The organism is Pseudodesulfovibrio pelocollis (assembly GCF_030282845.1).
GTDB classification, from domain to species: domain Bacteria; phylum Desulfobacterota; class Desulfovibrionia; order Desulfovibrionales; family Desulfovibrionaceae; genus Pseudodesulfovibrio; species Pseudodesulfovibrio pelocollis.
Genome location: NZ_JASTWE010000041.1, coordinates 14,971 through 34,439 on the forward strand (window position 1 = coordinate 14,971; position 19,469 = coordinate 34,439).

Here is a 19,469-nt window from a genome sequence, read left to right on the forward strand (position 1 = left end):
GAATACCCTGTCAACAGGCAATGTCCGCCCTGTTTCGCCCGTTTTCATCCCCCTCGCACCCGTTCTCCATTCGGGCCGAAATCCGGGGCTATGGTCCGAAAAACCCTTTAACAGGAGGATTCATCATGGGAGGAAGCCCGGCACTCATCACCTCGGTCTTCAGCAGCGTGGTCGGCGCCCTCGGCTCGGGCCAGCAACGGCAATCCGGATCGGACCGGTCCGCCGAACTGGCGGCCGAACGCGCCCGCCAGGAAGAGGAACAGCGGCTCAAGGAGGCCCGCGAGCGCAAACGCGAGCGCGAAAAACTGCTCGAGGCCAGGACCGTGGACCAGAAGCGGCTGGCCCAGGCCACGGCCGGGGCAGCGTCGGACGACGATGCTGCCGCCACCGGCACGCTCAAAACCAAGCTGGGGGAATAGCATGCACGCCACGGAACTCGCCCGCTCGCTCAAGGCCCGGTTCGCCGGGCTGGAGGAGGCCCGCCGCCCCTGGCTCGCCTCCTGGCACGAGCTGACCGATTACATGCTGCCCCGCAAGAACAGCTTCGCCGGGGCCGACCCGCTGGTCACCCGGGGTCGCGTGGGAGACGAGCGCATCTTCGACTCCACGCCCAGCCACGCCCTGGACCTGCTCGCCTCGTCGCTGGGCGGGCTGTTGACAAACCCGGCCATGCCCTGGTTCGACATCCGCGCCCGCGACCCGGCTCAGGGCGACGCGGCCGGGGTGCGCACCTTCCTGCAACAGGTCCGCGACCGCATGATCGCGCTCTTCAACACCGAGGATACGGGATTCCAGACCAATGCCCACGAACTGTACCTGGACGTGGTCCTGCTGGGCACGGCGGTCATGTACGTGGAGGCGGACCCGGACACGGTGGTCAGCTTCCGCACCCGGCCCCTGGGCGAGGTCTTTGCGGCCGAGTCGGTGCGCGGCTCGGTGGACACGGTCTACCGCCGCTACACCCTCACGGCCCGGCAGGCGGCCCGCGAATGGGGCGCGGCCTGCTCGGACGCCACCCGGCGCAAGGCCGAGGAGCGGCCGGACGAGAGGGTGGATATCCTGCACGCCGTGTTCCCGCGCACAGACCGCGATCCCTATGCCCTGGGCGCGGCCCACTTCCCCTGGGCCAGCGTCTATGTGGAGACCGGCGCGGACCATGTGCTGGAGGAATCCGGCTACCTGGAGATGCCCTACCTCGTGCCCCGCTGGGCCAAGGCGGCCGGTGAGACATACGGACGCGGGCCGGGCCAGACCGCCCTCTCCGACACCCGGGTGCTCAACGCCATGGCCCGCACCGCGCTCATGGCCGCGGAGAAGATGTCCGACCCGCCGCTGATGGTGCCTGACGACGGGTTCCTCGGGCCGGTCCACTCCGGGCCGGGCGGGCTCTCCTACTACCGGGCGGGCAGCCCGGACCGCATCGAGGCCCTGCCCGTGACCGTGGACCTGGCCGCCACCGAGCGGATGATGGAGCAGCGCCGCCAGTCCATCCGGCGCATCTTCATGGGCGACCAGCTCGCGCCGGACGGCCCGGCCGTGACCGCCACCGAGGCGGTCATCCGCCAGAGCGAGCGGATGCGCGTGCTCGGCCCGGTGCTGGGCAGGCTCCAGGCCGAGTTCCTCAGCCCCCTCATCCGCCGCGTATTCCGCATCATGCTCCGGGCGGGCGCGCTGCCCCCCTTCCCCGAGGGATTCGGCCCGGACGACATCGAGGTGCGCTACACCTCGCCCGTGGCCCGCGCCCAGAAGGAGTTCGAGGCCCGGGGACTGGCCCGGACCATGGAATACCTGGCCCCGCTGGTGGGAAGCGCCGATCCCTTCGGGATCATGGACAACTTCGCCACCGACCGGGCCGCCCGGCACGTGGCCGAGCTGTTCGGCACCCCGCCCGATTACCTGCGGCCCGAGGCCGAGGTGGCCGAGGCGCGCGCCCACAAGGGCCAGGCCGCCGAGATGGCGCGCATGACCCAGATGGCCGCCCAGGCGGCAGAAATGGCCCGCGTCCTGGCCGAGGCGCACACCGACAGGCCCAGCGTGCTGACCGACCTGTGGTCCCTGCTGGCCGCCCGGTTCGGCGGCGGCGCGCCCCCCGGTCCCCGGGCCGGCGAAGCCTGTCGGGAAACACCGGACAACGGACCCGGCCACGCGCCCGAGGCCGCGATCCATCCGGTCCCGGACGACAGGGAGGTCAGCCATGCCGGTTAGTCCGCTGGAACTCCATCGCGCCTACCGGCGGCTCTTCGAGTCCGCTGACGGCCGGGCGGTCATGGAGGACCTGGAGCGGCGCGGCTCGTTCATGCGCTCTACCTTCTCCACCGACCCCGGACGGGCCGCCTTTGACGAAGGCCGCCGGTCCCTGGTGCTGCACGTCAAGCACATGCTTGACCAAACCAACTTCATCAACCTCAAGGAGATCACCCAATGACCACGACCAAGGAAACCAACGACTGGCGGGCCACCCTGCCCGAGGAATGGACCGTGCGCCTGACCGGCGAGGACGGCGAGGAGCGGGAAATACCCCTGCGCGAGCACCCGGCCCTGGCCCGCTACGAGAGCAAGGACGAGGCGGTCAAGGCCCTGGTCCACGCCCAGAAGCTGCTGGGCAGGACGCCCGAGGGCTACATCCGCCTGCCCGGGCCTGACGCCAGCGAGGAGCAGGTGGCCGCCTTTCACGCCGCCCTGGGGCGGCCCGAGAGCCCGGACGGCTACACCCTGCCCGAACTGGATTTGCCCGAGGAGCTTGAGCTGCGCGAGGAGCTGCTCTCGGGCCTCAGGGCCAAGGCCCACGAGCTGGGCCTGACCGCGACCCAGGCGGCCGGGCTGTACGCGTGGTTCCTGCCCCTGGTGCTGGACGCCCACCACTGCCTGCGCGACGAGGCCCAGCGGCTGCGCGACAGCGAGCTGGAATCCCTGCGCGCCGTGCACCGGGGCGAGACCCCGCGCCTGCTCGACAACGCCCTGCGCGCGGCCGAGGCCATCGGCGGCGGCGACCTGCTCGACGCCCTGACCCGCACCGGCGCGGGCGACCGGGCCGCTGTCATCAGCGCCTTTGCCAAGATCGCGCCCCTGGTGCTCGAAAGCGGCCTGCGCGGCGCGCCCTCGGGCTGGGGCGAGGAACTGAGCCGCGACACGCTGCGCGAGATGATGCAGGACCCGCGCTACCACGACCCGTCCCGCCGCGACGATACCTACGTGGCCAAGGTCCGCAAGGGCTTCGAGGCCCTGTACCCCGGCAACTACATCCCCGGCGGCCAGATCTAGCCGCGCCGCCCCACCACCCCGGGCCGGGGCTCGTCCCCCGGCCCGGCCAGATAAGGGAAATCTATATGTTCGACGCATTCAATACTGACAAATACACCCGACTGCGCTACGACAACACCACAGGCGGGCAGAATCGCCAATTGCGCAATTCTTCACTTCTTTAAACAGCATCTTCCTACAGGCTGTTCAAAAATGTTCGAGTGCAAGGCGCAAAAAAAGGGCAAGGCCGAAGCGTACTCAAGGTACGCGAGGGTTTGCCCTTTTTGAAGCAACGCAGCAATCGGGCGTTTTTGGGCAGCCTGCTATGCGGATGGTATGCATGAGCCGGTGCGCAAGGAGGGCGACCTGATGAAAAAGAGCCGCACGAACGCCCCTGCCGAAGACTGGTGGGTGACGGAAAAACCGCGCGACTGGGACCCCCGCGACCACGGGTTTGGGGTCACTCTCAACCACGACCCCGGCGGCACGGGGGATAAACCGGCCCGGCCCGGAGTTGCCCTGAGCACCGTGCCCTGGCAGAAAGAGGCCGTGGCCTTCGGAGCCGCCAACGCGAGCAAGCCCGCAGACGCGCAAGGGCTCGGCCTTCCGGGCGACACCAACGGCAGGCGCGCCCCCGGCGGCAGCCCCGCCCCGGCTCGCCCCCTCGGCTCCCTGCTCGCCCAGGGTTCCCAGGGCCTCCGGGCATTCGAGGCCAGCACCCCGGCCGCTGCCCAGGCCCCCCAGCGCAATTCGACCCAGGACGCCGAGGCCCTGAAACAATGGGAAAAGGGGCAGAAACCGGGGTCTGACGCAGAACGCGAGTCCGAATCATGGGCTTACAAGTATCTTCTCCGGGACATCTACAAACCCGACGGCCACCCAGACAAGGAGCGGGCACGAGAGTGGATAACGGGGGTCATGAAAGATGAAGCCGGTGGGTGGGGCCAATCAATGTTGCTGGCCAGCCCCTGGTATGCCGAGACCCTCAAAAAATACGGTGAAGGCAACGCGACGGCAAAAGATCTTTTAAAGGCGACCGGAAAAGGCATGCTCCCTCTGGTCCCATAAACATAACTCAAAGGGGAGGCTATGCCTCCCCGACCATTTGCCATGAACAAACTCCTCATCCCCCTGCTGCTTGTTGCGCACTATCTCTTCCTGTTCAATACCAACGTATTCCCGAATCTCGACGCATATCAGTCCACAAACGCACTGATCTGCTTCATGATCAGCACAATGGTTTACGGTGTCTCTTTTTTTGCAGTGGGCAGGGCGACATTCGTCCTTGCGTTCTGGTATTATGTGGCTGTATTCAACCTGTTGTCGTATCTGGAAATGATTCAACCGGGGATTCCTTTCATGATCGTGTCGGCCCTGGTGGTGGCACTCGTTTTAGGCATCACCAACACCATGCGTCAACAGCGGTCGATGCCTCTGCCGCAGACCCCTTTGCAACGGATATGCCTCGCCATGTGGATACTGGTTCTTGGCTTGACGGCGTTTTCCGTCTTTGCCTGGGCCAAGTGGAGTGCCGTGGACTCCCTGCGGTTCGCCGTTCCCGGCTCGCTCATCTTTGTCCTCACCCCGGCCATGCGCACGGTCCACAAGTGGCTCACCCCGGTCCAGCTCTATCTGCTCTCGTGCATTGCCATCAATCTCGGGCTTCCAAACCTGACGCAATTCGACATATTCAACACCACGACATCCCTTGCTTTTTTTGTGACCGTCGCCGCCTTCTGCACCCTGGGCTGGGCCTACGTGCGGTTTTTCATGGAAAAACGTGCGCAGCGCGCCACGGCCCGCCCCTCCGGACCGGGCGAGGAGCCCCGGGCATGAACAAACTCCTCATCCCCCTGCTGCTTGTGGTTCACTACGCAGTTGTGACAAACGAACCTGTGATGACACAATTGCACGGCTATCACTTCATCAACGCCATGGCCTGCTTTGCCATCAGCACCGTGGTCTACGGCGCGTCGCTGTTCGAATGGCACAAGGCAAAGCTTGCCATCACCTGCTGGTATCTGGTTGTGGCCTACAACTTGCTCTCATACCTGGAAATGACGCTTTCCGGGTCATGGTTCCTTCCCGCCTCGGCCGGGGTGGCGGCCCTGATTCTCGGCATCATCCACACCCTTTATCAAAAACAGGCGCTCCCCTTGCCGCGCACCCGGCTGCAACAGGTCTGCCTCGGCCTGTGGCTTTTGTCCCTCGGCATGACCGCATACACAGCATTTGCGTGGTCGCTGATAAGTCTCGACCATTCCCTTCAATACGCCTTGCCGGGATTTCTCGCCTTTCTCCTCACCCCGGCCATGCGCGCACCCCGCTTGTGGCTCACTCCGATCCAGCTGCTCCTGCTTTTCCACCTCGCCGCATGCCAGGGCATACCGAGCCTGACCGAGCTGGAGTTTACCGAGATCATGCGGATCATCGCACTGGGGTTCATCGTCTCCGGCTTTATTGCCCTCGGCTGGGCCTATGTGCGGTTTCTCGTCCAGCGAAGGTTTGAAAAACGACAAACGATGCACCCGGCCACGCCCAGCGAGGAGCCCCAGGCATGAATCGATTCCTCATCCCCCTGCTGTTCGTCGTTCACTACGCGATCTTCGTGTATCTTCTCCTGCTGATGACTCTTGACGACAGCCAATTCAAGGTTGCGGTGATCTATTTCACCATCAGCACCGGCGTCTACGCCCTGTCCTGTTTCGAGTTGGGACAGGCAAAGCTGGCCGTTATTTTCTGGTACATCTTTGTCGCCTTCAACCTGCTGTCGTATCTGAACATCCTTATTCGCGGCGTCTTTTTCATGATCGCGGCGGCACTGGTGGCGACATTGATTGCGCGAATTGTCCAAAATATCTACCAGAGACCGTCGCTGCCGCTACCCCAAGCCACCTTGCAGCGCATCGCTCTGGCCCTGTGGATCGGGGCGCTCGGGCTGGCCGCGTCTTCAGCTTCATCGTGGACCGCATGGAATGCACCGGATTCCCTGCGGTTCGCCATTCCCGGCTTGCTCGCGCTTCTCCTCACCCCGGCCATGCGCACGGTGCATAAGTGGCTCACCCCGGCCCAGCTCGCCCTGCTCATTCTCCTTGGCGTGTGCCACGGCCTCCCGGGCCTGGCTGATTTCGACATCATCGAGGCGACAACCCTCACGGCGCTGTGTGTCACCGCCGCCGCCTTCTGCACTCTTGGCTGGGCCTATGTGCGATTTCTGAAGGGTGAGAGGGGAGCGCGTGACCCTGCCGCTTGACACGGGGCCGGGTTGCATTAGTGTCTGGCTCGCATGCAAAATCTCATCGAGCTGACCAAGAGCGACCTCGAAGCCTTTGTGGCGGACGAGCTGAAGGAGCCGCGTTTTCGCGCCGAGCAGATATGGCAATGGCTGTGGCAAAAGCGCGTGCGCGACGTGGCGGCCATGACCAATCTCTCCAAGCCCCTGCGCGAGAAGCTGGCGGCCATGGCCACCGTCGCCTGGCCCGAGGTGGCCAGGGTGCAGCAGAGCGGGGACGGCACCATCAAGTTCCTGCTGCGCCTTGGCGACGCCAAGCTGGTGGAGACCGTGCTCATCCCCATGCAGGACCGGTACTCGCAGTGCCTCTCCACCCAGGTGGGCTGCGCCATGGGCTGCACCTTCTGCAGCACCGGCAGGCTCGGCTTCGAGCGCAACATGACCTACGGCGAGATCCTGGGCCAGGTGCTGGTGGGCCGCCAGTATCTGGAAGACCGGAACATGAACCCGCTCAAGAACCTCGTGTTCATGGGCATGGGCGAGCCGCTGCTCAACCTCGACACCCTGCTTCAGGTGCTCGACGACCTGCCCTGCGAGCGCGGGCTGTCCCTGTCGTGGCGGCGCTCCATGGTCTCCACCGTGGGCTTTCCCGAGCAACTGCGCATCCTGGGCGAGCGGGAGGTGGCCCTGCCCGCCATCTCGCTGCACGCGCCCACCCAGGAGCTGCGCGCCCGGATCATGCCCAAGGCCGCCCGGGTCCACCTCGATGACCTCATGGCCGCGCTCCGGGCCTATCCCATGCGCCCGCGTGAGCGCATCACCTTCGAGTATCTGCTGCTCAAGGATGTCAACGACTCCCTGGAACACGCCGACCAGCTGGCCCGGCTCATCGACCGCAAAAAGGGCAAGATCAACCTCATCGCCTACAACGCCATCGAGGGCATGCCCTACGAGGCCCCTGACCGCGACCGGGTGGAGGCCTTTGAGAAGCGGCTGTGGGACCACGGCCTGACCGCCTTCATCCGCCGCTCCATGGGCGCGGACATCAAGGCCGCCTGCGGCCAGCTCAAGGCCGCCGACACCGATTGATCGCCCCGGATCAGCGCTTTTCCAAAAGTTGTATCGCCTCTACCGCCCTGCGGGTCGGCGCGGGCTTTTCAATGGGGGCGGACATGGGGTATGCTCGCCCGATCGCATGATCGCACCGGGCGCAAGGAGACCACCGCATGGAGTATTTCGCCACCCTCTCCCCCATCATCCAGGCCCTGCTGGCCACCCTCTTCACCTGGGGCATGACCGCCCTGGGCGCGGCCGTGGTTTTTGCGGGCAGGGATGTGAGCAAGCGCACCCTGGACATCATGCTCGGCTTTGCCGCAGGCGTGATGATCGCGGCCAGCTACTGGTCGCTGCTGGCCCCGGCCATCGAGATGAGCGAACACATGGGCGCGTTCAAGTTCGTACCCGCGGCCGTGGGGTTTGTGCTCGGCGCGGCCTTCCTGCGGCTGGTGGACATCTTCCTGCCGCACCTGCACATCCACGCGCCCCGGTCCGAGGCCGAGGGTGTCAAGACCGGCTGGAACAGCTCTGTCCTGCTGGTGCTGGCCATCACCCTGCACAACATCCCCGAGGGGCTGGCCATCGGCGTGGCCTTTGGCGCGGTGGCGGCCGGGTTCGACTCGGCCACCCTGGGCGGGGCCGTGGCCCTGGCCATCGGCATCGGCATCCAGAACTTCCCTGAGGGCACGGCCGTGTCCGTGCCGCTGCGCAGGCAGGGACTGTCGCGCAAGAAGAGCTTCTTCTACGGTCAGGCGTCCGGCGCGGTGGAGCCCATCGCCGCGGTCATCGGCGCGGCCACGGTCTTTCTGGCCGAGCCCATCCTGCCCTATGCCCTGGCCTTTGCCGCCGGGGCCATGATCTTCGTGGTGGTGGAGGAGGTCATCCCCGAATCCCAGGCCTCGGGCTACGGCGATCAGGCCACCATGGGCTGCATCTTCGGCTTCACCGTGATGATGATCCTGGACGTGGCCCTGTCCTGACACACGGACTCCCGGCTCAATCGCCACCCTTCCAGCGCAGCTCGTAGAGATCGGTGCGGCGGCTCCTGACGTTGCGCACGCTGCCCTGGGTGCGCAGCTCCTTGAGCAGGTCCATGTCCACGTCGGTGATCAGGGTGGTCTCGATGCCCGGGGTCACCTCCGAGGCGATGGCGTCGTGGGGAAAGGGAAAGTCCGACGGCGTGAAGATGGCGGACTGGGAATACTGGATGCCCATGGTCTCCACCTGGGGGATATTGCCCACGCTGCCGGAGATGGCCACGAAGCACTCGTTTTCGATGGCCCGGGCCTGGGCGCAGCGGCGCACCCGCAGATAGCCGGTCTTGGTGTCGGTCCAGAAGGGCACGAGCAGCAGCTTCATGCCCCGCATGGTCTGCAGCCGGGCCAGCTCGGGAAACTCCACGTCATAGCAGATGAGAATGCCCACCTTGCCCACATCGGTGTCGAACACCTTGAGCTCGTTGCCGCCGGTGAAGGCCCAGTGGGCGTCCTCGTCCGGGGTGATGTGCAGCTTGGACTGGCTGTCCCAGGTGCCGTCGCGGCGGCACAGATAGCTGACGTTGTAGAGCTTTCCGTCCTCGCTCAGTTCAGGCACGCTGCCCGCCACGATGTTGATGTTGTAGCTTAGGGCCATCTCGGTCATGGCCTGGCGCATGGGCTCGGTGTATTCCGAGAGCTGGCGCATGGCCTCTGACGGATGGCCGTCGTAGTGGCGGATGAGCGGCGCGTTGAGCAGCTCGGGGAAGAGCACGATATCGGCCTTGTAGTCGCTGACCGTGTCCACGAAGAACTCCACCTGGCGCATGAACTCGTCGAAGTTCTCGAACCGGCGCATCTCCCACTGCACCACGCCGATGCGGGCGATGGACTTGGTGCGGCCCACCAGCCGCGTCTTCTTCTGGTAGTAGATGTTGATCCACTCCAGGAGCACGGCATTGCCACGCGATTGACGGTCGCCGGGCCAATAGTCGTCGAGCAGGGTGCGCACGTGGAAGTCGTTGGACATCTGGAAGGTGAGCACCGGATCGTACAGCTCGCGGTTCTTGACCTTGAGGATGTACTGCTGGGGCGACATCTCGGCCGAGACCTTGTGGTAGCCGGGGATGCGGCCGCCGAGCATGATGCCCTTGAGGTTCAGGTTCTCCGCGATCTCCTTGCGCGCGTCGTACAGACGGCGGCCCAGGCGCATGCCCCGGTACTCCGGGTCCACGAAGACCTCGATGCCGTAGAGATAGTCGCCCTCAGGATCGTGGGTCGAGAAGGAATTGCGGCCGGTGACCTGATCATAGGAATGCTGGTCGCCGAACAGGCTGAAATCTATGACGATGGACAGGGCTGCGGCCACGGGCTCGCCGTTGTCCTCGATGCACACCTGGCCCTCGGGAAAGATCGAGGTCAGCAGGGCCAGCTGCTCGCGCGTCCAGAAGGTGTCCACGTCCTTGTAGATGCGGGCGTGAATGCGGCGCAGGGCCTCGTAGTCCTCGATGCGCAGGTGGCGCGTTTGCAGTTTGTGTTCGGTCTCTTCGGTCATGTCCATAGTGCTCCCGTCTTTGGCCCGGCAATGGGCGGGTTGTCTGTGGTCCTGGCGTGTGTCGTCGCGCTTCGCCTCCTAGCGAAAATCCACACGCATGGGGCCGTTGCCCAGGTCCACGCTGGCCGCCACCTCGGGGGTGGAGGCGATGACCCGGCCCCGGCGGATGACATGGAGCCGGGCCGGACGCAGGCGCAGGGCCTCCATCTTCGAGGCCGCCTGGAGCACCACCATGTCCGCGTGGCAGCCCGGAGCCAGGCCGTAGCCGGTCAGGCCCAGCGTCCTCGCCCCGTTGACGGTCACGGCGTCAAAGAGCGCCTCCTGCTGCTCCACGCCGGTCATGTGCAGGGCGTGGGCGCCCATGTGGGCCACCTCGAGCATGTCGTGGGTGCCCATGGGATACCACGGGTCCATGACGTCGTCGTGTCCCAACGACACATTGACGCCGTGGGCCATCAGCTCGGGCACGCGCATCAGGCCGCGCCGCTTGGGATAGGTGTCGTGGCGGCCCTGGAGATTCATGTTCACCAGCGGATTGCAGACGCAGTTGACGCGGGCCTCGGCCATGAGCGGCAGGAGCTTGGACACATAGTAGTTGTCCATGGAGTGCATGCTGGTCAGGTGCGATCCCGTGACCCGGCCGTGCAGGCCCAGCCGCTGGGCCTCGAAGGTCAGGGCCTCGATATGGCGCGACAGGGGGTCGTCGGACTCGTCGCAGTGCATGTCCACCATCAGACCGCGCTCGCTCGCCAGCTCGCACAAGAGCCGCACCGACTCGCGCCCCTCATCCATGGTCCGCTCGAAGTGGGGGATGCCGCCCACCACGTCCACGCCCCGGTCCAGGGCGGCGCGCATCAGGCCCATGCCGTTTCTTGACCGGAGCAGGCCATCCTGGGGAAAGGCCACCAGCTGGATGTCCACCACGTCCTTCATCTCGTCGCGCACCGCAAGGAGCACGTCCACGGCCATCAGGCTCGGGTCCGTGGTGTCCACATGGGTGCGGATGGCCAGATTGCCCCGGGCCACGGCCCAGGAGATGAGCTTCATGGCCCGGGCCTTGATTCCCTCGGCGGTCAGGTCGGGCTTGAGCTCGCCCCAGATGCGGATGCCTTCGAGCAGCGTACCGTCGCGGTTGAGCCGGGGCATGCCCATGGACAGGGTGGCGTCCATGTGAAAATGGCTGTCAACAAAGGGCGGGGTAACGAGGTTGCCGCCAGCGTCCACCTCGCGGGCCGCCTTGGCCTCAATGGCCGGGGCCACCTCCACGATGCGCCCGGCCGCGCAGGCGATGTCCATCAGCACCGGCTCGCCGTGCAGGGCGCAGTTTCTGACTATCAGGTCAAGGGTCATGGGTGTTCCTCGTGGTCTGGGTCATTGGTTTCCGCCCCCTTCTACCCCACGGCGCGCCAATGATAAAGGGGCCGGGCCAGAGGAGCCCCGACCCGCCCCCCCGGAGAAATGGAAAAGGCCCGCCTCAAAGGAAGCGAGCCTGTGTTGTCTGCGGCGATGCGGGCCGGGCTACTCTTGGTCCAGATCGTGGTCTTGGCCGGGGCCAATGTCGTCGCCCATGTCCTGCTCCAGGTCGGGATCGATTTCCGGGTCGGCGGCGGGCGCCTCTCCGTCCTCAAGGTCGGCCGACGGGCAGGCGGGCTGCTCCATGTAGCGGGTGAAGACGAGGAATCCGGTGTGGGCCACCATGCGGTCGTCCGGGCGCAGGCGGTCGGCCACGGGTTTCCAGCGGCGCACCAGGATTTCGAGCACCTCGGTCTCGGCAAAGGGACCGGCCTCCAGCCCGCGCAGCAGGTCGCTGACCTGGTTGACCGTGGGCAGCAGGAAGCCGCACATGGCGCCGGGGATGACCGCGCCCGGGATGCTCCCCAGGTATTCCCACGGGGTGCGCACGTCGAGAAAGAGCGCGTCCGCGCCCGAGTGCAGAAAACCGTCCTCGATGTTGCGGTTGACCTGCTCCACGCGGGCGGCCAGGCCCACGCGCTCCAGGTTCTTGCCCGCCAGCTTGTAGAAATCCGCCCGCCGCTCATAGGTGATGACCTTGCCCGTGTCGCCCACGAACCAGGCCAGGGCCGTGGTCAGCCCGCCCGAGCCGGTGCCCGACTCGATGACCGTGGAGCCGGGACCGATGCCGAGCTTCATCATCAGGTACCCGATCTCCTTGGGATACATGATCTGGGTCTGGCGCTTCACGCCCTTGATCAGGTCGTGCAGGGTGGGCTTGAGGGTGAGGTAGGACCGGCCCAGATGGGTCTTGACGTACTGGCCGAATCCGGCCTCGGCCACATCGTCCATGAGCAGCCTGCCGTCGTGGGTGTGCACCTCGCCGCCCGCCTCCAGCTTGCGCAGGTAGCGTTTGCCCTTGTGGCTGATGAGCAGCACGAGTTGTCCGGGTTCGATCATGTCCTTATGCTCCTGGTGAAAATATGGCTTGGGGTACGGCCCCCGAGGCGCGAAGTCAAGGAAAAGCGCCGCGGCCCGGCCGGAGCCGACATGGAACGGCGGCACAAAGCCCTTGCCAGCGCGCCGCCCGGCCTGTAGGTTTCACAATGTGAAGAAAGCGCGGGGCGAGGCAGGCGGACGGGGCGGACTCCCCTTGACATGCGCGCCCTGATACTTAATCTTCCTTGAGATTTTTCCGGGACCACACCCCCGAACCCCTGCGAGGTACGCCCGACACATGGCATACGCATACGTCTTCGGACCCGTCATGAGCGGGCGGCTGGGCCGGTCCCTGGGGCTGGACCTGCTGGGCGGACGCGTCTGTTCCATGGACTGCGTGTACTGCGAGGTGGGGGCCACCCGCGACCTGACCCTTGAGCGCCGGGAATACGTCCCGGCCCGGGCCATCCTCGACGAGCTGGCCCACTGGAAGGCGCAAGGGTTCGAGCCGCCGGACGCCGTGACCCTCGGCGGCCTTGGCGAACCGACCCTGAACACGGCTATGGCCGAGGTCATCAAGGGCGCGCGCGCCCTGTTCCCGTCCGTGCCCGTGGCCGTGCTGACCAACGCCACCACCATGACCGATGCGCAGGTACGCCGCGAACTGGCCCTGGCCGATGTGGTCCTGCCGAGCATGGATTCGCTGGTGGAGGCAGAGTTTGCGGCCGTCAACCGCCCCTGCCCCGGGGTGACGCCCGCGGCCGTGGCCCAGGGGCTCCTCGCCTTCCGGCAGGAATTCACGGGCAGGATATTTCTGGAGATTTTGCTTGCCGAGGGAATCAACGATTCCGACGAGAACCTGGGCAGGCTGAAGACTTTCTGCCAACAGCTCGCCCCTGACCGGGTGGATGTGGTCACCCTGACCCGTCCGGGCACGGTCCGGGGGGTGCGCCCCGTGGACGGGGCCATCTTGAGCCGCTGGCGCAAGGCGCTCGGCGCGGGACAGGCCCGCGCCGGGGAACGCAAGGAGCCGACACACGCCACGCTGGACGAGGCGCGGACACGCGAGTTCGTGCTCGCCTCCCTCGTGCGCAGGCCCCAGACCGTTTCACAGTTGGCCCAGGCACTGGGCGCGCCGCAACACGCGGTGCGCGCGGCCGTGGAAGCCCTGGAGCGGGCGGGCGACATCGTTGCCCGCGCCGACAGGGGCGAAGTCTGCTACCACGGCTCGGGGCATGTCCTCGAAGACGCGCGGGGCTGCGGACCAACGCCTTGAATTATTTCATACATTTTTTTGACACGAGGATTTCATGACCGACAAGAAGAAACGGCAGAAGATGTTCATCTCCGTGCTGCCGGGAGAACAGGTCGAGGTGGTCATCGCCGAAGAGGGCAAGGTCGACGAGTATTACGTTGAGATGGTCCATCAGGCCAAGACCAAGGGCGACATCTACAAGGGCTACATCCACAACATCGACAACGGGTTGCAGGCCGCCTTCATCAACTACGGGGCCGAGCGCAACGGATTCCTCCAGATCGACGAGGTCCACCCGGAATACTACATGGGCAGCTACCCCATGAAGAAGGGGTCGCGCTACCCGCTGATGCAGAAGGTGCTCAAGGCGGGCCAGGAGGTGCTGGTCCAGGTGGTCAAGGAGCCCACGGGCAAGAAGGGCGCGTTTTTGACCACCTATCTCTCCCTGCCGGGCCGCAGCTTTGTCTACACCGTGGGCCGCAGCCAGATGGGCGTGTCGCGCAAGATAGAGAACGAGAAGGAGCGCGAGCGGCTCAAGAACATCATCGAGACCTTCCCCACCACCGAGGGCGTGGGCCTCATCGCCCGCACGGCCGCCGTGGGCCAGTCCAAGGTCGCCCTTGAGCGCGACTACAAATACCTCAACCGGCTCTGGGAAGACATCCGGGCCAATGCCCAGAAGGTCAAGGCCCCGGCCATGGTCTACCAGGAACTGGGGCTGGCCGCCCGCGCCGTGCGCGACTACCTGACCCTGGACGTGACCGAGGTCTGGGTGGACGACAAGGACACCTTCGAGCAGGTCAACCAGTTCGTCAAACTCGCCTTCCCCCGCAAGAACAGCCTGGTCAAGCTGCACGAAGACACGGACCTGAGCCTGCTTGAGCGCTTCAACCTCGTCAAACAGGTGCAGGAGATCTACACCCGCGAGGCGTCCATGCCCTCGGGCGGGCGGCTGGTCTTCGACGCCACCGAGGCCCTGACCGCCATCGACATCAACTCCGGCAAGATCGGCGGCGAGAAGAATTTCCAGAAGATGGCGCTCAAGACCAACCTGGAGGCCGCTGTGGAGATCGCCCGCCAGCTGCGCCTGCGCGACATCGGCGGCCAGGTGGTCATCGACTTCATCGAGATGAAGAACCCCAAGGACTGCCGCGAGGTCGAGAAGGTCATGAAGGCCGAGATGAAGAACGACAGGGCGCGCACCGATGTCAGCCGCATCTCGCCCTTTGGCCTCATGGAGCTGGTGCGCCAGCGCCTGGGCTCGTCGGCCATCGCCATCTCCACCGAGCCGTGCCCCTGCTGCAAGGGCACCGGCATCCGGCGCAACATGGAATGGCAGGCCATGCAGGCCCTCAAGGACATCCACCGCGAGGCGCGCAAGCCCGGCAACGAGATGGTGGACTACACCTGCGAGGAAGAGCTGGCCATCTACCTGCTCAACAACAAGCGCGGCGTGCTGGCCGACCTGGAAACCCGCTACGGCAAGCGCATCCACGTGGATATCGAGTACGAATACGACGAATAGTCCGGCTGTTGAAAAACGTCCGATTGCTGCGTTGCTTCAAAAAGGTCACAAATCCGCAGGACAGCGGATTTGGACGTCGGCTCCTGCCGACGCCCCGAAGGGGTGAGCCCCAGGACGGGGCGAATCAAATCCTCGCGTACCAGGAGTACGCTTCGGCCTTGACCTTTTTTCGCGCCTTGCACTCGAACATTTTTGAACAGCCTAATTAACCCCTTCAGGGATCAGGTTGCGTGTCGGTCAAGCAGCCGAAAAGACACATGAAACGCCTTCTCCTGCATATCTGCTGCGGGCCGTGCGCCATCACCACGCTGACCACCCTGCGCGACCAGGGGTTCGCTGTCACGGGGCTGTTCTACAACCCCAACATCCACCCCCTGACCGAGTACGCCAGACGGCGCGACGGCTGCCTTGAGGTGGCCGGGCGCCTGGGCGTCCAGGTCATCGTCAAGGACGACGAGTACGACCCAAAGGTGTGGTTTCGCGACGTGGCCCAGCGCGAGACCAACCGCTGCTTCCACTGCTATGCCCGCCGCCTGGAGCGCACTGCGGCCATCGCCAGAAAGGGCGGGTTCGACGGCTTTTCCACTACCCTGCTCTATTCCAGGCACCAGAAGCACGAGGTCATCGCCGGGCTGGGCCGGGACATGGCGACCAAGGCCACCCCGTTCGTCTACCATGACTTCCGCCAGGGCTGGAGCGAGGGCATCGAGACCTCCAAGGCCTGGGGCGTCTACCGCCAGCAATACTGCGGCTGCCTCTACAGTGAAAACGAGCGCTACGCCCGGCTGCTCAATGGCCCGAAACAGACGGCCAACAGCGCGAGGCCGGAAACAGAGGGACGCGAATGAGCCGCCGCGATCTCGCCCTGGTCCTCTTCGTGGCCGTCACCGCAGCCGAGGGCCTGGCCCACGGCCTGACCCACAACACCACGGACGCCTGGACCACCGGCCTCCTGGCCCTGGTCGTCTTTTCGGCCCTGAGCTGGATGGCCCGGCAGGGGCGGCCCATCCCCCTGTGGGCCGTGGTGGTGGTCATGCTGGTCACGGCCACGCGCCATCTGGTGGCCGGGGCCATCATCCTGACGGCCGACCCGGCACTGGCCGGGCCTGCCACGGAATCGACCGCAGCGGGCCTCATCCGGCTGGCGGCCGGGGCAGCCCTGATCTGGGCCGGATTGACGGTCTTTGTCGGCCGACACCGGCGGGACGACCATGGGTAGGATCTACGGCGAGGACGTGCCCACCCGCCCGGCCTTCCCGGACGCCATGGGCAAGGGCGCGGGCAGGAAAAGCCCCGGGCGCAAAGGCTCCGGCGACCCCGAGGGCGCACCTCCGGCCGACCACGACAAGGGGTTGCTCCTCTACATCCACGTGCCCTTCTGCCGCTCGCGCTGCCACTACTGCACCTTCCACTCCCAGGCCTTCAACCAGGTCACCTTTGCCTGGTATCACAAGCTGCTCCTTGAGGAGATCAAGCTCTGGGGCGCTCGGCTCAAGGGGCCGAAGCTGCGCACCATCTATTTCGGCGGCGGCACGCCGAGCCTGATCCCCCTGACCCAGCTTGCGCAGATCATGCAGGCCCTGGACAAGGCCTTTGTCCTTGGCCCGGCCATGGAAGTGACCCTGGAGGCCAACCCTGACTCGGCCACGGATGTCAGCTATTTCCGCGCCCTGCTTTCCATGGGCATCAACCGCCTCTCCCTTGGCGTGCAGAGCCTGAGCGACGCACACCTGCACGCCCTGGGCCGCCCCCACTCGGCGGCCATGGCCCACGCCGCCTTCACCAGCGCGCGCCAGGCCGGATTCGGCAACATCGGCCTCGACTTCATCTGGGGGCTGCCCGGCCAACGCCTCAAGGGGTGGATCGACCAGCTGACCGTGGTCACATCCATGCGGCCCGAGCACATCTCGGCCTACAACCTGACCCTGGAGCCGGACACGCCCATGACCGCGCTCTGCGCCGAGGGCGGTCCCCTGACCCTGCCGCCGGACAAGGAACAGGGGCGCATGTTCGTCTACGGCGCGGAATACCTCGAATCCATGGGCTACATGCACTACGAGGTGTCGAACTTCGCCCGCATGGGCTTTGTCTCGGCCCACAATTCCGGCTACTGGAGCGGTGCCGACTACCTGGGCCTGGGGCCGTCGGCGGTGTCCACCATCGGGCGGCGGCGCTTCGAGAACCCGCGCTACATGGACGAGTACGACGCCTATGTACGCGGCGGGTTGGTTGGCCGCGAGCACGAAACCCTGACCGACGCCGACCTGCTGCGCGAGCTGGTCATGCTCTCCCTGCGTACGGCCAAGGGGCTTGACCTCAAGGAGTTTCGCAAACGCGCCGGGTTCGACATGGTCAAGCGCCACGAGCGGCTCATCGCCGCTTTGCACCGCGAAAATCTCGTGCGCATCAACCACGGCTTCCTGCGCCTGACCAAGAACGGCATGCTCGTGTCCAACGTCATCATCCGCCGCCTCGCCTTTGACGAGGAATAGCACCCCCGCAAGGCCGCAACAGCGGGCATCCGGTTGCGCCCGGGGCCGTGTCAGGGTAGACGTATGGGCGTTTGCACCCGGCCCCAACGACGAGGAAAACCCATGCGCATATCCATACCCAAGGTTCACGGCGATTCCCCCAGGGAAAAGCTCATCCGCACCCTCGCCCTGGTCCTGATCTTCGCCCTGGTGGCCTGGGCCTTCATCAAGAACAACGAGCGCGTGCTGGACACCCTCCACCGCCAGGGCACGGTCTACGACGAAACCGGCGTCCTCAGCGAGGAGCAGCGCAAGTTCATCGTCTCCTTCACCCGCGCCCTCAAGGAGGAGTTCGGCATGAACTGCCGCGTGCAGGTCTTTGGCGGCGATTTCGTGGTCCCGGAGCTGGACGCCAAGACCATGTACATGGGGCTGGCCCCGGCCATTGGCGCCGTGGAGCTGCGCTTTCCCCCCATGATGAGCCGCGCCCTGGGGCCGGAATTCATCGAATCCCTCAAAACGGAGCATCTCTTGCCATCACTCGCAACCGACGATTGGCCCATGGAAATCCAGATGGTGCTGGCCGCCATCTATGAAAAACTGACCCAGCTCGAAGGAGACACCCCCGGTGAGTAGCCGCGTGACCATCTACACCGACGGCTCCTGCCTGGGCAATCCCGGCCCGGGCGGCTATGGCGCGGTCCTCATCCACGGCGAATACAAGGGCATGAACGCCGACAACTACAAGGAATTCTCCCAGGGCTACCGCGATACCACCAACAACCGCATGGAGCTTCGGGCCGTCATCGTCGGTCTCTCGGCCCTGACCCGCCCCTGCGCCGTGGACCTGTGGACCGACTCCAAATACGTGCAGGAGGCCATCACCAAGAACTGGATAGGCAACTGGCAGCGCAACGGCTGGAAAACCGCAGCCAAAAAGCCGGTCAAGAACCAGGACCTCTGGCAGCAGCTCCTCCCGCTCATCAAGCAGCACGATGTCACCTTCCACTGGGTCAAGGGCCACAGCGGCCACCTGCTCAACGAACGCTGCGACGTCCTGGCCCGCACCGCCGCCGCCGGCCCGAACCTGCTGGACGACACGGCCCCATAGGCTCAGGCCTATATTTGACATCCGCACCAGCCTGCCGCACAGTCGCCGGATGTTGCCCGGAAGCGGAACCATTGGCAAAATCGCCCAGTTCTCCCTGCGTTTGCTCCTGGGCGCGGGCCTCGCCGCGCAGGCCGCCTATGTTGGATTCTATTTCTTTGGAATAACATTTATTTTTCTGCTCGACACCCTGTCTCTCAGCTTCGCCTATTGGCACACTATGCCTTGGCTGCTTTACGGTGCTCTGGGATTGTTTGTCATTGGCAGCATCCACCTACTGGCGCGGCTTTTCCGCCAAGGGCCGGAAAAATTCCGCAAGCGGCGGCTGGACGCCCTGGCCAGCCTCGCCTGCATCGCGCTGCCGGGCTGGGTCAACGGTTCCCTGGCCCTTGAGGGAAATCTGACCCTTGAGAGCCACCTGTTTTATGCCTGGTTCACCGGCTTCAACCTCCTCGTCCTCTGCCTGATCGCTATCCCCCGCGCCCACGGGTATGTCTTCGGGTTGGGCGGGCGTGAATAACTGGACCTGCCGACGCGAAAGCGTCACGTCGATGTTTTCGGCAAACCCTGTCAAGCGGACTTCTTAGCCCTTTGCACCCCTTTCCTGCCCTGCTCGCGCCCGTTTTCCGTTCCTCTCCAAAACCCGTGTTATCCAGCCGTCA

21 protein-coding genes are annotated in these 19,469 nt (G+C 65.3%); 18 read left to right on the forward strand and 3 right to left on the reverse strand.

Translation table 11 applies throughout. The annotated features are described in order from the left end of the window. Positions 1-125 precede the first annotated feature (125 nt). The 10 genes from QQS14_RS13165 (at position 126) to QQS14_RS13210 (ending at position 8,508) form a co-directional block, all read left to right on the forward strand. The gene (locus QQS14_RS13165) at positions 126-419 is read left to right on the forward strand and encodes a hypothetical protein (RefSeq protein WP_285907464.1); all 294 of its coding nucleotides are present in this window, start codon (positions 126-128) and stop codon (positions 417-419) included. Between the two features lies 1 nt (position 420). Beyond that, complete coding sequence (locus QQS14_RS13170) at positions 421-2,205, forward strand: portal protein (protein ID WP_285907465.1); 1,785 nt, start codon at positions 421-423, stop codon at positions 2,203-2,205. Further along, a complete protein-coding gene (locus QQS14_RS13175) occupies positions 2,195-2,425 on the forward strand; it encodes a Bbp19 family protein (protein ID WP_285907466.1) in 231 nt (76 codons plus the stop codon). Before QQS14_RS13170 ends, QQS14_RS13175 begins: the two co-directional genes overlap by 11 nt. After that, on the forward strand, positions 2,422-3,261 hold the full coding sequence (locus QQS14_RS13180) for a hypothetical protein (protein ID WP_285907467.1): 840 nt from the start codon (positions 2,422-2,424) through the stop codon (positions 3,259-3,261). The genes QQS14_RS13175 and QQS14_RS13180 overlap by 4 nt, the downstream gene beginning before the upstream one ends. A gap of 348 nt (positions 3,262-3,609) precedes the next feature. Next, positions 3,610-4,308, forward strand: a complete 699-nt coding sequence (locus QQS14_RS13185; protein WP_285907468.1) for a hypothetical protein — start codon at positions 3,610-3,612, stop codon at positions 4,306-4,308. 42 nt (positions 4,309-4,350) lie between these two features. Further along, positions 4,351-5,076, forward strand: coding sequence for a hypothetical protein (locus QQS14_RS13190; protein ID WP_285907469.1), 726 nt, complete (start codon positions 4,351-4,353; stop codon positions 5,074-5,076). Beyond that, positions 5,073-5,801 carry a hypothetical protein gene (locus QQS14_RS13195; RefSeq protein WP_285907470.1) on the forward strand — a complete coding sequence of 243 codons (729 nt, stop codon included), beginning with the start codon at positions 5,073-5,075 and terminating at the stop codon, positions 5,799-5,801. Before QQS14_RS13190 ends, QQS14_RS13195 begins: the two co-directional genes overlap by 4 nt. Then, a complete protein-coding gene (locus QQS14_RS13200; RefSeq protein ID WP_285907471.1) occupies positions 5,798-6,493 on the forward strand; it encodes a hypothetical protein in 696 nt (231 codons plus the stop codon). Before QQS14_RS13195 ends, QQS14_RS13200 begins: the two co-directional genes overlap by 4 nt. A 33-nt stretch (positions 6,494-6,526) precedes the next feature. Then, positions 6,527-7,561, forward strand: coding sequence for a dual-specificity RNA methyltransferase RlmN (gene rlmN, locus QQS14_RS13205; protein WP_285907472.1), 1,035 nt, complete (start codon positions 6,527-6,529; stop codon positions 7,559-7,561). A 137-nt stretch (positions 7,562-7,698) separates the two neighbouring features. Continuing rightward, positions 7,699-8,508: a ZIP family metal transporter gene (locus QQS14_RS13210; protein ID WP_285907473.1), complete on the forward strand. Its 810-nt coding sequence runs from the start codon at positions 7,699-7,701 to the stop codon at positions 8,506-8,508. Positions 8,509-8,524: 16 nt separating this feature from the next. Here the strand turns inward: QQS14_RS13210 and QQS14_RS13215 are convergent, their stop codons facing one another. The 3 genes from QQS14_RS13215 to QQS14_RS13225 all read right to left on the reverse strand — a co-directional run bounded on the left by QQS14_RS13215 (position 8,525) and on the right by QQS14_RS13225 (position 12,469). Next, the gene (locus tag QQS14_RS13215) at positions 8,525-10,057 is read right to left on the reverse strand and encodes a bifunctional GNAT family N-acetyltransferase/carbon-nitrogen hydrolase family protein (RefSeq protein WP_285907474.1); all 1,533 of its coding nucleotides are present in this window, start codon (positions 10,055-10,057) and stop codon (positions 8,525-8,527) included. Positions 10,058-10,135: 78 nt separating this feature from the next. Further along, the gene (locus QQS14_RS13220) at positions 10,136-11,407 is read right to left on the reverse strand and encodes an amidohydrolase family protein (protein ID WP_285907475.1); all 1,272 of its coding nucleotides are present in this window, start codon (positions 11,405-11,407) and stop codon (positions 10,136-10,138) included. A gap of 168 nt (positions 11,408-11,575) precedes the next feature. After that, positions 11,576-12,469, reverse strand: a complete 894-nt coding sequence (locus QQS14_RS13225) for a tRNA (adenine-N1)-methyltransferase (protein ID WP_285907476.1) — start codon at positions 12,467-12,469, stop codon at positions 11,576-11,578. A gap of 277 nt (positions 12,470-12,746) precedes the next feature. Here QQS14_RS13225 and QQS14_RS13230 point away from each other — a divergent pair, with 277 nt between their 5' ends. The 8 genes from QQS14_RS13230 to QQS14_RS13265 all read left to right on the forward strand — a co-directional run bounded on the left by QQS14_RS13230 (position 12,747) and on the right by QQS14_RS13265 (position 19,327). Then, positions 12,747-13,724 (forward strand): radical SAM protein, encoded by a 978-nt coding sequence (locus tag QQS14_RS13230; RefSeq protein ID WP_285907477.1) that lies wholly within the window; start codon positions 12,747-12,749, stop codon positions 13,722-13,724. A gap of 34 nt (positions 13,725-13,758) precedes the next feature. Beyond that, complete coding sequence (locus QQS14_RS13235) at positions 13,759-15,228, forward strand: Rne/Rng family ribonuclease (protein WP_285907478.1); 1,470 nt, start codon at positions 13,759-13,761, stop codon at positions 15,226-15,228. A gap of 257 nt (positions 15,229-15,485) precedes the next feature. Beyond that, entirely contained in the window at positions 15,486-16,076 is a 591-nt protein-coding gene (locus QQS14_RS13240) for an epoxyqueuosine reductase QueH (protein ID WP_285907479.1), read from the forward strand. After that, complete coding sequence (locus QQS14_RS13245) at positions 16,073-16,447, forward strand: hypothetical protein (protein ID WP_285907480.1); 375 nt, start codon at positions 16,073-16,075, stop codon at positions 16,445-16,447. The genes QQS14_RS13240 and QQS14_RS13245 overlap by 4 nt, the downstream gene beginning before the upstream one ends. Then, complete coding sequence (gene hemW / locus QQS14_RS13250; RefSeq protein ID WP_285907481.1) at positions 16,440-17,720, forward strand: radical SAM family heme chaperone HemW; 1,281 nt, start codon at positions 16,440-16,442, stop codon at positions 17,718-17,720. Before QQS14_RS13245 ends, hemW begins: the two co-directional genes overlap by 8 nt. 102 nt (positions 17,721-17,822) lie before the next feature. Then, complete coding sequence (locus QQS14_RS13255) at positions 17,823-18,335, forward strand: hypothetical protein (RefSeq protein WP_285907482.1); 513 nt, start codon at positions 17,823-17,825, stop codon at positions 18,333-18,335. Then, positions 18,328-18,810: a ribonuclease HI gene (rnhA, locus tag QQS14_RS13260; RefSeq protein ID WP_285907483.1), complete on the forward strand. Its 483-nt coding sequence runs from the start codon at positions 18,328-18,330 to the stop codon at positions 18,808-18,810. Before QQS14_RS13255 ends, rnhA begins: the two co-directional genes overlap by 8 nt. A 49-nt stretch (positions 18,811-18,859) precedes the next feature. Then, complete coding sequence (locus QQS14_RS13265) at positions 18,860-19,327, forward strand: hypothetical protein (RefSeq protein ID WP_285907484.1); 468 nt, start codon at positions 18,860-18,862, stop codon at positions 19,325-19,327. Positions 19,328-19,469 lie beyond the last annotated feature (142 nt).

Excerpts from the sequence above, each read along its gene's own strand:
- hemW (WP_285907481.1), top strand. The coding sequence starts at position 16,440 with ATGGGTAGGATCTACGGCGAGGACGTGCCCACCCGCCCGGCCTTCCCG.
- QQS14_RS13210 (WP_285907473.1), top strand. The coding sequence starts at position 7,699 with ATGGAGTATTTCGCCACCCTCTCCCCCATCATCCAGGCCCTGCTGGCC.
- QQS14_RS13175 (WP_285907466.1), top strand. The coding sequence starts at position 2,195 with ATGCCGGTTAGTCCGCTGGAACTCCATCGCGCCTACCGGCGGCTCTTC.
- QQS14_RS13200 (WP_285907471.1), top strand. The coding sequence starts at position 5,798 with ATGAATCGATTCCTCATCCCCCTGCTGTTCGTCGTTCACTACGCGATC.
- QQS14_RS13255 (WP_285907482.1), top strand. The coding sequence starts at position 17,823 with ATGCGCATATCCATACCCAAGGTTCACGGCGATTCCCCCAGGGAAAAG.
- QQS14_RS13225 (WP_285907476.1), bottom strand. The coding sequence starts at position 12,469 with ATGATCGAACCCGGACAACTCGTGCTGCTCATCAGCCACAAGGGCAAA.
- QQS14_RS13215 (WP_285907474.1), bottom strand. The coding sequence starts at position 10,057 with ATGACCGAAGAGACCGAACACAAACTGCAAACGCGCCACCTGCGCATC.
- rlmN (WP_285907472.1), top strand. The coding sequence starts at position 6,527 with ATGCAAAATCTCATCGAGCTGACCAAGAGCGACCTCGAAGCCTTTGTG.
- QQS14_RS13170 (WP_285907465.1), top strand. The coding sequence starts at position 421 with ATGCACGCCACGGAACTCGCCCGCTCGCTCAAGGCCCGGTTCGCCGGG.
- QQS14_RS13245 (WP_285907480.1), top strand. The coding sequence starts at position 16,073 with ATGAGCCGCCGCGATCTCGCCCTGGTCCTCTTCGTGGCCGTCACCGCA.
- QQS14_RS13180 (WP_285907467.1), top strand. The coding sequence starts at position 2,422 with ATGACCACGACCAAGGAAACCAACGACTGGCGGGCCACCCTGCCCGAG.
- QQS14_RS13185 (WP_285907468.1), top strand. The coding sequence starts at position 3,610 with ATGAAAAAGAGCCGCACGAACGCCCCTGCCGAAGACTGGTGGGTGACG.
- QQS14_RS13230 (WP_285907477.1), top strand. The coding sequence starts at position 12,747 with ATGGCATACGCATACGTCTTCGGACCCGTCATGAGCGGGCGGCTGGGC.
- QQS14_RS13195 (WP_285907470.1), top strand. The coding sequence starts at position 5,073 with ATGAACAAACTCCTCATCCCCCTGCTGCTTGTGGTTCACTACGCAGTT.
- QQS14_RS13190 (WP_285907469.1), top strand. The coding sequence starts at position 4,351 with ATGAACAAACTCCTCATCCCCCTGCTGCTTGTTGCGCACTATCTCTTC.
- QQS14_RS13220 (WP_285907475.1), bottom strand. The coding sequence starts at position 11,407 with ATGACCCTTGACCTGATAGTCAGAAACTGCGCCCTGCACGGCGAGCCG.
- QQS14_RS13235 (WP_285907478.1), top strand. The coding sequence starts at position 13,759 with ATGACCGACAAGAAGAAACGGCAGAAGATGTTCATCTCCGTGCTGCCG.
- QQS14_RS13240 (WP_285907479.1), top strand. The coding sequence starts at position 15,486 with ATGAAACGCCTTCTCCTGCATATCTGCTGCGGGCCGTGCGCCATCACC.
- QQS14_RS13265 (WP_285907484.1), top strand. The coding sequence starts at position 18,860 with ATGTTGCCCGGAAGCGGAACCATTGGCAAAATCGCCCAGTTCTCCCTG.
- QQS14_RS13165 (WP_285907464.1), top strand. The coding sequence starts at position 126 with ATGGGAGGAAGCCCGGCACTCATCACCTCGGTCTTCAGCAGCGTGGTC.